The sequence below is a fragment of the Paenibacillus terrae HPL-003 genome, from assembly GCF_000235585.1.
GTDB lineage: Bacteria > Bacillota > Bacilli > Paenibacillales > Paenibacillaceae > Paenibacillus > Paenibacillus terrae_B.
Genome location: NC_016641.1, coordinates 1,957,946 through 1,971,348, shown reverse-complemented (window position 1 = coordinate 1,971,348; position 13,403 = coordinate 1,957,946). Strand labels below are relative to the sequence as shown.

The 13,403-nt window shown below is 47.0% G+C and carries 12 protein-coding genes and 1 CRISPR repeat array (1 of these 13 cut by a window edge); of the genes, 8 read left to right on the top strand and 4 right to left on the bottom strand.

The annotated features are described in order from the left end of the window. Positions 1-112: 112 nt before the first annotated feature. The 3 genes from HPL003_RS09015 to HPL003_RS09005 form a co-directional block, all read right to left on the bottom strand. Positions 113-2,548, bottom strand: coding sequence for an arabinan endo-1,5-alpha-L-arabinosidase AbnB (locus tag HPL003_RS09015; RefSeq protein WP_014279324.1), 2,436 nt, complete (start codon positions 2,546-2,548; stop codon positions 113-115). A 326-nt stretch (positions 2,549-2,874) separates the two neighbouring features. Further along, the gene (locus HPL003_RS09010) at positions 2,875-3,333 is read right to left on the bottom strand and encodes an SRPBCC domain-containing protein (protein ID WP_014279323.1); all 459 of its coding nucleotides are present in this window, start codon (positions 3,331-3,333) and stop codon (positions 2,875-2,877) included. Between the two features lie 102 nt (positions 3,334-3,435). Further along, on the bottom strand, positions 3,436-4,392 hold the full coding sequence (locus tag HPL003_RS09005) for a helix-turn-helix transcriptional regulator (RefSeq protein WP_014279322.1): 957 nt from the start codon (positions 4,390-4,392) through the stop codon (positions 3,436-3,438). 305 nt (positions 4,393-4,697) lie between these two features. Here HPL003_RS09005 and HPL003_RS09000 point away from each other — a divergent pair, with 305 nt between their 5' ends. The 7 genes from HPL003_RS09000 (at position 4,698) to HPL003_RS08970 (ending at position 10,624) form a co-directional block, all read left to right on the top strand. Then, on the top strand, positions 4,698-5,042 hold the full coding sequence (locus HPL003_RS09000; RefSeq protein WP_014279321.1) for a DUF805 domain-containing protein: 345 nt from the start codon (positions 4,698-4,700) through the stop codon (positions 5,040-5,042). 152 nt (positions 5,043-5,194) lie between these two features. After that, the gene (locus tag HPL003_RS08995; RefSeq protein WP_014279320.1) at positions 5,195-6,790 is read left to right on the top strand and encodes a spore germination protein; all 1,596 of its coding nucleotides are present in this window, start codon (positions 5,195-5,197) and stop codon (positions 6,788-6,790) included. Between the two features lie 40 nt (positions 6,791-6,830). Next, on the top strand, positions 6,831-8,036 hold the full coding sequence (locus HPL003_RS08990) for a Ger(x)C family spore germination protein (RefSeq protein ID WP_014279319.1): 1,206 nt from the start codon (positions 6,831-6,833) through the stop codon (positions 8,034-8,036). A gap of 23 nt (positions 8,037-8,059) precedes the next feature. After that, positions 8,060-8,311, top strand: coding sequence for a hypothetical protein (locus tag HPL003_RS08985; protein ID WP_014279318.1), 252 nt, complete (start codon positions 8,060-8,062; stop codon positions 8,309-8,311). 15 nt (positions 8,312-8,326) lie between these two features. Further along, positions 8,327-9,478, top strand: coding sequence for a GerAB/ArcD/ProY family transporter (locus HPL003_RS08980; protein WP_014279317.1), 1,152 nt, complete (start codon positions 8,327-8,329; stop codon positions 9,476-9,478). Continuing rightward, the gene (locus HPL003_RS08975) at positions 9,450-10,079 is read left to right on the top strand and encodes a GerAB/ArcD/ProY family transporter (RefSeq protein WP_238533460.1); all 630 of its coding nucleotides are present in this window, start codon (positions 9,450-9,452) and stop codon (positions 10,077-10,079) included. Before HPL003_RS08980 ends, HPL003_RS08975 begins: the two co-directional genes overlap by 29 nt. Positions 10,080-10,225: 146 nt before the next feature. Next, positions 10,226-10,624 carry a hypothetical protein gene (locus tag HPL003_RS08970; protein WP_014279315.1) on the top strand — a complete coding sequence of 133 codons (399 nt, stop codon included), beginning with the start codon at positions 10,226-10,228 and terminating at the stop codon, positions 10,622-10,624. Between the two features lie 75 nt (positions 10,625-10,699). On the opposite strand, the gene pyk is transcribed toward HPL003_RS08970, so the two are convergent. Further along, positions 10,700-12,115 (bottom strand): pyruvate kinase, encoded by a 1,416-nt coding sequence (pyk, locus tag HPL003_RS08965; protein ID WP_014279314.1) that lies wholly within the window; start codon positions 12,113-12,115, stop codon positions 10,700-10,702. 188 nt (positions 12,116-12,303) lie between these two features. Between pyk and HPL003_RS08960 the strand changes: the two genes are divergently transcribed. Further along, entirely contained in the window at positions 12,304-13,092 is a 789-nt protein-coding gene (locus tag HPL003_RS08960; protein ID WP_014279313.1) for a helix-turn-helix transcriptional regulator, read from the top strand. Between the two features lie 286 nt (positions 13,093-13,378). After that, positions 13,379-13,403: direct repeats of the CRISPR family, unit length 32 nt; it runs 405 nt beyond the window's last position.

Genomic DNA, 13,403 nt, shown 5'->3' with positions numbered 1-13,403 from the left:
TATACCAGCAAATGAAAAATAAATATACAAAACATTATGCAGGAAACGAACTTTTTCTATATAATTAGCCCGTCTCCTGCATCTACTCTGTTACGTTATTGTTCTACCAGCATCAAAGACCTGCCAATGCCTTAATTTCATCTATTGTAAGCGCTTTGTTATACAATTGAACTTCATCCAGACTGCCATTAAAGTTAGCATCCGCAGCAAAGCGGCTTTTACCGAGATAAGCCTCGCTCGTCAGCAGTTCTCTCGGGTTAAAGGAAACGCTATCATTAAAAGTTACCTCTTCACCGTTTACATACAGCTTCCCGGTGTTCCCCTCCAGTGTAACCGCTACATGTGTCCATTGGTTCAATGGCAGCGGTGCTTTCGAAAGCAAGCTTTGATCCGTACCTTCATGGATCGTAAACTGTAGCACTCCGCTTCCTTGGGATGGAGTCAGGAACATATGGCGGCTCTGTCCATTTCCAAAGTCAAAAATCCGCTGCCAGGCGGCACCGCCCTTCCAGTTTACCCACGCGGAAAAGGTAAAGTCCTCGGCATCCGTTACCATTCCTGGTAGCTGCACGTAACCATCCTTGCCATTCAAAACAAGAGCTCCGCCGGATTTCCCATCTTTGTCCCATGTGGCTCCCCCAAATGCCTTGCCATCATAGTTGTTGTATGTGCTGTCCACGACCCGCGGTCCTTGATCCTCACTCCATGCATAGTGTGCGAGCTGTGGACCCTGAGCCTGCTCGGGAACCGTGGCTATAAAGCTTTTCTTCGCTGTTGCTTTGTCTTTTTTTATGGTCGCCGTCAATGTGACCGTTGCAGGCTGGGAGCCCGCTTCTGGACGGTACACTTCACCTGTCACGGAAATGTTCTCAGGACGTGAGGACTCCCACGAAATGGTGGTATCTTGTGTTCCCTGAGTAGGTAGTGTCAGATTATAAAAAACGTTGCTCGTATCGCCCAAGCTCAAATCTTTCTGCACCGCGGCCACAATTTTGCTGGCCTTCTGCTCAGGCTTCAACGTACCCCAGACCGCAACACCCTTGGAGGACAAAGCAGTGAAAGCAAGTGTCTTAGTCCCCGTATCTGGATCAAGATGCCGCAGGAATACACCTTTGTACTTCGTGCCATCCGCCGTAATCTCCAGTTGATTACCTGTACCAAGCTTCCATGTACCGCTCGCGCCGTCGGACAGTTTGCCGCCGCTTTCCAAACTGACGGTCACGGCTTGCTTAATATTGGCCGAGATTTCTTTCCCGTGATTTACATACGAGTATTGACCGAGGACATCCTTGTCCGACAACTTTTTCAGTGAATCCTCATCCCCAGAATAACGATAAGGAGCAACTACAGGCCAACTATCAGCGTTCATGAACATTTCATGCACCCGCACTTCAAACTGTTCGCCTCTGCCCGGGAAACGGGAGTGAAAAATCAGAAAATACTTTTTCGTTTTGGGATCGTAATAAGCCGAGTTGTGTCCAGGTGAAACATAGCCTGTACCCAGTCCTGTACCCGGATCACCGATTCCCCTTGGAATCAGGTAGTTCCCTATCAGCTTGACACCGTATGGTTCAATGGAAGCGTCATCAAAAAGAGGCTTATCAGGATTCGCCTTGACCTTGATCATGTCGTTGCCCTCAGCATCGTAAAAAGGACCATCCGGTGTTTTGGATCGAGCCACACGAAGGTTGTATCCCCCATCTGCCGATAAGCCCCCATAAGACAGGAACAAGTAATAATAGTCCGTTTGCGGACTGTACTGTATGTACGGCCCTTCCATACGGGCATGGTTACCGCCTGTCAGCTTTTTTCCGTAGCCTTGTCCAGGCAGCGGCTTCCCTGTTTTTTCATCCATTTTCAGAATAAAAATGCCTCCTGAGTAGGAGCCGTATACCATCCACAGCTTGCCGTTCTTATCATAAAAAGTGTCCGGGTCCACGACATTTGGATGCTTGGTTGCGTCATAGACCGTTCCATCCTCACTCGGTTGGCCCCACATGCCGGATTTCAGGAAAATGCCTTTATTCTTATAAGGCCCTTCAATTTTATCGGCAACTGCTAGACCCATGGCTGAACGCGGAGAGTCACCCTTGCAGGCGTTATAGTACATGTAAAACTTGCCATCGGCCAGTTGAATAACATCCGCAGCCCACAGCGTGTCTGTCTGCGCCCAATCCAGCGCTTCTTTTAATTCCTCTTTGACGTTGGGAATCAATACATTACCATTCGCTACTCCTGTGGCAATCGTATCCCAATTCATCAGGTCCTTGGACTTGGCAGCCGCAAGATGCGAACCAAAAATGTAAAATGTATCTTTCACTTTCAGAATGGATGGATCATGTACGGAAGTTTCCTTGAAAGAAACAGTCTTTTTGCTTTGAATGGAAATGTTCTCTTGGTTTTGATCTTGTAGGGTAATCTGTCCCGGGATTTGAACCTCATCTGTACCCGGGTGGAGCGTTTGCTCCGCGCCTGCAAAAGAGGCAGGAAGCAGCAGCGCACTCGCCAGAGAAACTGCCATTACTTTACGGAAAAATAATCGTTTCATTAACTAATCTCCTCTCATTTTTGAGCATATCTGATAAAAGCGCTTTCAATTATGGATCGAAAATATATTTCCTTCTGGTAAGAATACAGGTTTTAAGCCTGACGGTTATCCGTACCTCTATATTATGCAATGGATATGGGAAATTCAATATGTAATTTTATATTTTTATGAATTATTTAATAATATTATTAATCATATCAATGGTTCCACATGAGTTAAATTCAGCTAAACGCTCGCACAAAAAAGCCAGGTTTAGTGCATCCTGGCTTTATATATAAATCTATTGTATTTATTGAATGCAGCAATTGGAATACATGTTGTTTTTGTTAGTTGGGGCTTCCGAAATCGAGCGTGCGGCCAGTCTCCACCAAGGTTTTCGTATTGCTCAAGATATGCCACCAGGCATTGTCACTGGCTTCATAAGAAGGATCGTCAGGATGCCACTCATCATGGATAAGAGACAGCTTCGTGCATTGGCCCATCGGTTCCAACAGCCAAGAAATCCGGGATTCATAGTTTTCTCTCCCTTTCAGGTAAGAGGGGCCTGCCTTATGTGTAAAACGCAGGGCCTTCAAGGGATCATACTCCAGTAGCGTCCCGTACACATGAACGGTTTCTTCACCCTCAGCGCCTGGTCCGACATACTCCAAGAGTTCCCCCTCCTTGAAACTGGAACGAATAATGCTTCCATAATAGATTTGCTGCACATACTCCGGGGAGATTAGACTGTCCCATACCTGTTTAGGGGTTCCCCCAATGTAGATTTCATATTTCAGCTCTTTCATGCCTTATTCCTCCTCATAATATGGTTGTACTTTCATTAGGCTTGCTTACACTATACAAAAAAGACACTGACAGCTACAGTCAGTGTTCCCCTTGAGATAAAATTAATTTTCGTAATGGCGAGCCATTTCAAAGGCTACAGCTACCAGCCGGTCTTTCAACGCCGCAGGCTCCCGAATATGCAGCGTTTTCCCATAAGGCAGTAAGAAATAAGGGACGTAGGTGAATAATGAACTCTCATCCAGCAGGAACCGGGCCCATCCCTTCTCTCGCTGCTCCAAAGTATGTCCGAATAGCCAGTGGCTGCAAAGATCATTTAATATCCCCTCGGAAGACTCAATCACGACGGAAACCAGGTCCTCCGCTGTATCCTGGGCGGGAAGCAAGCTCTGCAGGAGAAAATCGCGAGCAGAGAAATCGGCAGGGCGTACGAACCTTGCGCCGCTACGCCGGAGTCCGGCAATTCTATCAGCACGGAAGCTACGAATTTCCTGTCGCTGATGGCAATAAGCGATGGTGTACCACTGCCCTTTCCAAAGTACAAGCCCATAAGGATCAATGGAACGTGACAAGATTGTTTCTTCATTTGCCTTGCGGTATTCCATGTGTAGGGTGTCTCCACTCGCAGTAGCCGATTCAAGCTCTTGCAGATGTTCCGCCATCGCCGCATTAGGCGCATGGAGCGTTTCAATCCCGCGCTCATGGTGCTGCATCCGTTCGATTTGTCGGTCGTTGCTGTAACGCTTCAGCTTATCCAGCGCGCGGTCAAGAGCTTTGACATATGGATATCCTGTCCCGCGGGCAAAGGCGGCGGCTTGGACAAGCGCCTTCTGCTCTTCAGCGTCGAAAAACAGTGGTGCTTCGGCAAAGTTCTCAGGCAGGCTGTAGCCACCGCCGGGTCCGGCATCGGAAATAACTGGAACTCCACTGACGCACAGCGCATCTATATAGCGGTATACCGAACGAACGCTGATCTCTAGCGCTTCCGCTAATTCGCCTGCGGTTCGTCTACGCTGCTTTAGCATCCAGATAATGGATAACATATGGTCTGCTTTGGACATCAGACGATCTCCTCCCAGAACAGTTCAATTACAATCAGTGTACCGCGAAAACCTTGTAGCGCCAACTTACACGGCTTCAGAGAATACAAATAGTGTCAAATAGAACGGCTAAGATTCATAAGATAGGAGTGACTATAATCTCTTTTAACAACAATTCATTAGCTTAAATGTATTGCGTGTACATTCATTTTAAAACCATAATTTTACAAGTAAAATTCTATATCTTTCCTGCCGATATACCTAAAAGAACAATTTTGAATTACTTTAAAGTAAAACCTTTAATTTTTATGAGGAGGTGAAAATATATGCAATGGTATTTAAAAGTGTTACAAAACTATGTAGGATTTCAAGGTAGAGCACGACGTACAGAATACTGGATGTTTGTTCTGTTCAGTGCGATCGCGACTTTTATTATCAGTCTGATTGATGGTCTTGTGGGCTTAACTCCGATCCTGACGTACCTTTATTCTTTGGCTGTCCTCTTGCCGTCTCTGGCCGTTATAGCCCGTAGACTGCACGACACAGGCAGAACCGGATGGTGGATGTTGATCAGTTTAATCCCTCTTGTCGGTTCTATTATCCTGATTGTATTCTTATGCCAAGACAGTCAACCCGCAGAAAATAAATACGGGAAAAATCCTAAATTGTAATAGTTGCAGATGTCTAAGACCTCTTTCACTCTTGTGGAAGAGGTTTTTTCATATTCCCCTTCTACCCATCGAAATTCCAATCGTAAGTTTATCAGAAGCCCGCTGCGCCCATACTGGATAAAAAAGCATCCGCAAGGAAAGGGAGAACGTTCATGCGTTTTCGGAAAAGAAGCATCCACAACAAGTTTAAAAAGCCCCCCGTCCAGCACAGCAATAGTCATTCTGCACATTCAGAAGAGCAGCTCAGTGCAAATATCGGGCCAAATCTTCAGCGGATCAGACAAGTACTCGGCAACAGCACCGACATCATCATCAGAGAAGTTCGTATCGGTAAAGATGGCGGTCAGACCATTGCTATCCTCTATACCGACGGTTTGGCGGATAAAAACGTAGTCTCTGACTTCATCATGGAGTCGATGATGCTGGATAGCAGCTTGTCCAGGGACGTGGAGCGTGGTATTCAAACCTCCTCCCATGTCCTGCAAATTTTAGAAGATTACGCCCTGACCATTGGTGACATCCGGGATGTTACTGACTTTGAAACCTTATATAACGCTCTGCTGTCCGGTGATGCGATCATTTTGATTGACGGTGAGACGCAAGGAATCATTGCCAGCGCACGAGGATGGAGGGATCGTGGGGTCACCGAGCCAGCCTCGGAAAATGTCGTCCGTGGGCCGCGAGAAGGATTCTCTGAAACACTGCGCACGAATACGGCCTTGATCCGGCGTAAGATAAAAGATCCGAATTTATGGCTGGAAACAAAAAAAATCGGCCGTGTGACCCAAACCGATGTCGCAGTCATGTATATCAAGGGAATCGTGAACCATAAATTGGTCGAAGAAGTGCATGAACGACTGAATCGCATTGATGTAGACGGCATTCTTGAAAGCGGATATATCGAGGAGTTAATTCAGGACGAAACATTTACCCCTTTTCCGACAGTATACAACTCCGAACGCCCAGACGTCATCGCCGCCGAACTGCTGGAAGGGAAGATCGCGATCCTGGTGGATGGAACCCCATTTGTGCTTGTCGTACCCGCGCTGTTTGTTTCCTTTCTACATGCGGCGGAGGATTATTATCAGCGTGCGGACATCAGCAGTTTCATCCGGGTTCTTCGTTACACCGGGGTCTTCATTTCCCTGCTTGGTCCGTCCTTATATGTTGCCATCACTACGTTTCATCAGGAAATGCTGCCAACCTCACTGCTGATTGGTCTGGCGGCACAGCGGGAGTCCGTTCCTTTTCCCGCCTTTATCGAAGCGCTCATGATGGAACTGACTTTTGAAATATTACGGGAAGCCGGCGTCCGCATGCCAAAGTATATCGGGGCAGCCGTCTCCATCGTGGGCACGCTCGTCATCGGACAAGCAGCAGTCCAGGCCGGGATCATATCAGCGGCGATGGTCATTGTCGTATCCATTACTGCGATTTCCAGCTTCGTTCTGCCTGCCTATAATATGTCCATTGCTTTCCGTATGCTGCGATTCCCTTTGATGGGGCTTGCTGCTTCATTCGGACTATTCGGGATTATCGTGGGTGGCATTGCCCTCATCCTGCATATGTGCAGCCTTCGTTCGTTTGGCGTTCCCTATATGGCTCCTTTTGCCCCTTTAATACCGTCGGACACCAAGGATACCATCTTTCGGCTTCCTCACTGGATGTTGATTACACGTCCCCGGCTGATTGATCAAAAAAATGTGAATCGCCGAAACAGTACCCCGCCTCGAAAACCACGGGAATAAAGCGAAGAAGACAGGGAAAGACGGAAAGGAGTAAACAATCATGAAACGGAAGGCGGCATTTCTGTTCCTGATTCTTACACTCGTCCTGCTTCTGACAGGCTGTTGGAACCGCAAGGAGCTGAATGAGCTTGCTATCGCCGTCGGCATGGGGATCGATAAACATGGAGATCAATTCCGTGTCTCCGTCCAAGTTGTGAACCCCGGAGAAGCAGCAGCCAAAAAAGGAGCAGCCGGTGGGGCTCCAGCCACGTTGTACACAGCGGAAGCTGACACTGTGTTTGAAGCAATCCGGAAAATAACGACGATTAGTCCCCGAAAAATGTATTTTTCTCACCTGCGCATCTGCGTAATCGGTGAGTCGATAGCGAGGGAGGGGATAGCAAAAGCTCTGGATTTACTCTCCAGGGATCATCAGTTCCGCACCGATTTTTATATTGTGGTATCAAAGGGCACCAGTGCAGAGGACACACTGAAAATTATGACACCCCTGGACCCGATTCCGGCGAATGACCTTTACTCCGCCCTGGAAACATCGGAAAGAAACTGGTCGCCCAGTATGACGGTAACCTTGGATGAATTGATTACAGCTCTCACCAGTGAAGGAATGCAGCCTATCTTGACAGGACTTCAGATTATTGGAAATACAGAAATGGGAGAATCAAACAAAAACGTCCAAACGATCGCCCCTCCTGCCCGCTTACAGTATTCAGGACTTGCTGTATTCAGAAAAGACAAGTTAATCGGATGGTTAAACGAAACTGAAAGCAGGGGCTACAACTTCATTCTCGGCAAAGTGCAAAGCTCTGTCGGCTTTGTTGCCTGTCCCCAAGGCGGCAAAGTTGTCACAGAGATCATTCGGACCCAAACCGCCATAAAAGGCAGCGTTAACAGAGGAGAGCCCCGGATCAAAGTTAAAATGCAGGTTGAGGCCAACGTGGGGGAAGTCGAGTGTCAGGGCCTGGATTTGACCAAGGTGAGCACAATTTATGAGTTGGAGAAGAAAGAGGAAGAAAAGATCGAGGAGATTATGAAATCAGCCGTTAGAAAAGCTCAAAAATCGTATAAATCTGACATTTTCGGTTTCGGTGAAGCCATTCACCGCGCTAATCCGAAGACCTGGAATTCACTGAAAAAAAATTGGGATCGTGAGCATCTCGCAGAATTACCCGTAGATATCAAGGTCGATTTCAAAATTCGGCGCTTGGGCACGATTGGCAGCTCATTCCTGAATGATATGAAGGAGTAACCTACCAAAGAAGGTGTTAAAAGATGCTGCCTAAAATAGCGAACGTTCTGGGCATATTGCTGGTCGCTGCTGCAATCATCATGTTTGAGGTCCCGTACATGCGGAAAAAAGGGTTGAAAAAAGAGCTTTGGCTGTTTTCCATCCTGCTCCTTCTTGGGGTCGGACTCAGCAGCGCCAAGGCATTAAGTGGGTTTATTCCTACTCCTCTGGATTGGATCACAGCCGTGTATAGACCATTCAGCGATTTCCTAACCCATATCGGTCTAATAAAATAAAACGAGGTGAAATTGGTGCCCGGGCAGATCAATATCTCAGCACGTCAACTTATGATCTTGACGACTTTATATACGGTTGGGAGCGCAATCCTCATCATCCCATCAGGCATGGCGCTGGTAGCCAAGCAGGACGCGTGGATTGCCGCGCTTGTCGGGGTCGGGGCCGGGCTTCTCATCTTGTATTTGTACATCAAGCTTGCGGCGCTGTATCCACAGATGACCCTGATTGGAATGATGGAAGCCCTGCTCGGAAAGTGGCTGGGTAAAGCCGTCGGTCTTCTGTTTTTCGCCACATTTTTCATCAATGCTCCTGTTGCCGTTTTATTCTACCTTGGGAATTTTATGACCACTCAAATGATACCGGAAACACCGATGCCAGCGGTAAACATCCTTTTTGCGCTTATTATATTGTTGGCTGTCCGGCTGGGACTGGAAGTGATAGCTCGTTCTGCTGAACTGATGTTTCCGTTATTTATTCTGCTTTACATTTCTTTGACGGTTTTGGTAGTATCCAATGTTAAATTGGAAAACGTTCAACCTGTACTGGAGGCTGGAGTGGGGCCTATTTGGTCTGCTGCCCTGTCCTTTGTCAGCACAGCTTTTCTGCCTCACATCGTTCTGCTCATGATCTTCCCGGCTTCTGTCAATCGTTTCGATCAAGCCCGTAAAGCTATTTTCACAGGAAGCCTGATTGGCGGATTCATGTTGGTCGTGGTCGTTGCATTAGCTATTTTGGTATTAGGTCCTGATCTAACGGCAAGAAATATATATCCAAGCTATGCGTTAGCCAAAAAAATTAGCATCGGCCATTTTCTACAGCGCATCGAAGCGATCATGGCTACCATGTGGTTTATTTCGCTCTTTTTCAGGATCACAGTGTATATGCATTCCACTGTGACAGCAATAGCCCAAATCTTTCACTTGAAAAACGACCGACAGTTAGTGCTTCCTCTCGGCATTCTTCTAGTCGTCATGTCGATCATCGTATATCCGAATGTCCCTTATCAACAAGCCTATGATACCAAGACGTGGATTCCTTATTCACTATCGCTCGGGCTGTTTTTTCCTTTACTGCTGCTCAGTATACATGCCCTGAAAAGGTTGGGGACAAAAAAGAACAACAGGCCGGATGATAAACATGAAGATAGAGGTGAAGATGGTGCCTAAGCAAGTCAAAATCTCCTCACGGCAATTGTTGATCTTAACGATATTATTTACAATCGGCACTGCAATTCTCGTCATCCCTTCCGTTATGGCCGCTACTGCTAAACAGGATGCATGGATCGGAGCACTCGTCGGAGTGGGCGCCGGTCTGGGGGGTCCTGCTGCGGTGTTGTATGATGTGGGGAATTTTTTGACTACTCAAATGATGCCAGAAACGCCGATGCAAGCAGTCAACATCCTCTTTGCGCTCATTGTATTGATGGGCGTGCGCCTGGGACTGGAAACGGTAGCCCGTTCTGCTGAACTATTGCTACCCTTGTTCATTTTGCTGTATACAGCTTTTGTCGTTTTAATCGTATCCAATATCAAGCTGGAGAACGCCCAACCGATGCTGGAGAAGGGAGTTGGACCCATTTGTTCTGCCGCTGTCGGTGATCATATACCCAAATGTCCCATACCAGCAATCCTGGGATTCTATGGGCCTTTTTCTGCCTCTACTGCTGCTCTGTATGCATGGGATACGAAAAATCTGGTCAAAGAAAAAAACAGGGTCCGAAGGATAGCTCTTTTAGTTTATTTTAAACGAGTATTAAGCTGGCGCTAATATTGGGCGTGTATGATGTATTTAAGAATCTGGTAACTACATAAAAGCCAGATGGGCTAAAAGCGTGAATATTACTCCCGTTGGATATCCATATACCGTTCCACCCTGTCAGAATTTTAAAGAAATCAAAAGGAGACTTTACACTTATGAATCGAAAACGAATAATGGTCATCTGCACCTTGTTGCTGGCGTTATCTATTGGGCAGTCCTCTACATGGGGAAGTCGGGCCAATGCTTCTGCACTCTCTCCAGAAAGAGCCCCTCAGGTACAGGATAGTGAAGCTTCCAAGGATGATGAGCTGCTGGAAACACTGGGTGTATCCTCGGATGAGCAATTGTATGATGCGCTGTATAACGGTCAAACCTTGGCGGATATTGCACAATATAATGAACGGGACGCTCAAGCTATCGTTGATTTGCAGGTGGCTCAGTTGACGGAGCAGTTGGAGCAACGGCTGGCCAACAAGAGTATTACCTCTGAACAGTACCAAGCCCATAAGGCAGAGTTGACGCAGGTCGTTGCCAAGAGTGTGTTTGGGCTATAACTTGCCCACGATAGTATGTAAAAAAGGCGCTGAGCCCGTTGGGGATCAGCGCCTTTCTGCTGTCTGGATCTACGCTTATATTTGATGTACTCTAATCAGGTTAGTGGCACCGGCCTCGGCGACAGGAACTCCTGCCGACACGACAACGGTGTCGCCTTTTTGAATATATCCTGCATTCAGGGCGTTGCGGATAGCAGATTCGAACATTTCATCCGTCGTTGCAACTTTATCGCCCTTAACCGGGAATACACCGGACAACAGACAAATTTTAGCGAATACCGTATTGTTCGGGGTAACTGCAATAATTGGAGCCTTCGGACGATATTTGGACACCATACGGGCAGTAAAGCCACTGGCCGTAGACGTAATGATCGCTTTGGCGTCCAGCTCCAGGGACGAACTAACCGCACCTTGACTGATGACCTCGGTAATGTTCGTGCTTTGACGTGCTCTGCGCTTATCGAACTGCTCCTGATAATCAAACTGAGATTCAGCTCTGGCAGCTACAGCAGCCATTGTCCGTACAGATTCTACAGGGTATTTACCCGCAGCAGATTCGCCCGACAGCATAACCACATCGGCTCCTTGCATAACGGCGTTAAACACGTCACTAACTTCGGCTCTCGTCGGACGCGGGTTTACCTGCATGGATTCCAGCATGTGTGTGGCCACGATTACCGGCTTGCCTACCAGGTTACACTTGTCGATCATTTCTTTTTGCATCACAGGTACGTCCTGAATCGGCACTTCGACGCCCAGATCACCACGGGCTACCATAATACCGTCCGAAGCCTTGATAATATCATCCAGGTTTTCCATACCTTCGGCATTTTCAATTTTAGAATAAATTTGTACATGCTCGGCGTTATGTCCCTTCAAAATCTCGCGGATTTCACGAATATCATCGCCTTTACGCACAAAAGAAGCCGCAATAAGCTCAATACGCTGCTCCACCCCAAATTGGATGTGCTTCACATCGCGCTCTGTTACGCCCGGAAGGGTCGTATGAATCCCTGGCAGATTCACACCTTTTCTCGGTTTCAAAATACCGCCGCTTACGATATTACAAATCATTTCTGTTTCCTGAATGGAAGTTACAGTCAGATCAACCAAACCATCATCAATGAGAATACGGTCGCCTGCTTTGATATCCTTCGGCATATCCGGGTAGTTGACCGAAATACGGTGCTCGTCCCCCAAAATTTCTTCCGTGGTCAAAATAAGCTGGCTACCTGGCTTCAGCAGACAGGACGCTTCTTTCAGCTTGCCAATCCGTATTTCCGGTCCCTTGATATCCATCATGACGGGAATAAAGGTGTTCAGTTCCTTCGCAGCCTGCCGCACATTCTCAATACGTTTAACGTGATCTTCCAGCTCCCCGTGAGCCATGTTCAAGCGGGCTACTGTCATACCGGCCTGGATCATTTCTTTTAACAAATGAATGGAGTCGCAGGCAGGTCCCATAGTACAGATAATTTTCGTTTTAAGCATAGTAATGTCATCCTCCTGAATGTCTTTACTGAATGTCTTTACTGTCTGATTTCTATCCCACTTCTACTCTCTATCTATTAACTTCTATAGTTCTATTTTACCTGTACCCGTGCGCCAAGACTATGAACTATAGTATGATGAATGTACTACAGTACAATAATTGTTTAAGACATCGGAGGGTGAGCCTCGTGATTACAATGACGGACATGCGACAGGACCATGGTATAGACTGGTACGAAAAGGCTGGCCCGAATAGCAGCGACGATGACTTACTGTTCATTTTGGTTACCTTTGGAAAATGTGTATATTGGGTGAACGGTTGCAAGTTTATTCTCGGCAAGGGAGAAGCGCTGATTCTACCCGGACATTTGCCTTACTACGGCAAGAGCATTCCTACACTTTTTCATACCAAGTATGTGATACATTGCCGCAAAACATGTACGAACCACGCACTTCCCCTGCTGAATACAGACCAGCCGTTGCTGATCAAGCTCGGATGCTACGATATGCTGCATGAACGGATCAAATCGGTGTACTACCAATGGACTGAGCGTCCGAGCTACTATGCAATGATGGCTGACTGCTTGCTGACCGAAGCGATGATTTATATCAATCAGGAATGGGACAAGGGTGACATTTCTTGCGATAAAGAGAAGCATGTGGAGCATATGAAGCAGTATATTCAGAATCACTATCGGGAAAAGGTGACGAAAGAGGAGCTTGGCGACGCCATTCGTAAAACGCCCAACTATGCAGCCACACTGCTGCGCGAGGTAACACGCCAAACCATCAGCGAGCATGTACATACGCAACGTATTAAAACCGCCATCTACATGCTGACCGAGTCCCGGCTGACGATTCGTGAAATTTCAGAGTATGTGGGGTATAGTGATGTTTCCTATTTTCATCGGATATTCAAACGGCTTACAGGCTGCTCGCCGTCCGAGTTTCTGGATGAACGATCTTCGATCGTTTAGGCGTGACTTGTACAGTGGAAAGAGAAGGCGGAAAAGGTTGCGAAACTCCGTATTTAAATGTATGTTGGATTCAACTGGATAGACAACAAATACCTCATTTTATAAAGTGCGAATGTGAAGCTCACATAAAAACCCCGGTTCCTTCGCACCTCGAAATTTGTCGAAAAAGGCTTGAATCGGTTGTAATGAGTGAATGTCAATGCTTGATTCAAGCCTTTTCGGCATCGTTTATTGCGAAAATGTATGATATTGATACCATTAGGGTATAAATCACTACATTTCCGCTGTCGCACTCTATATGAGTGCGTGGA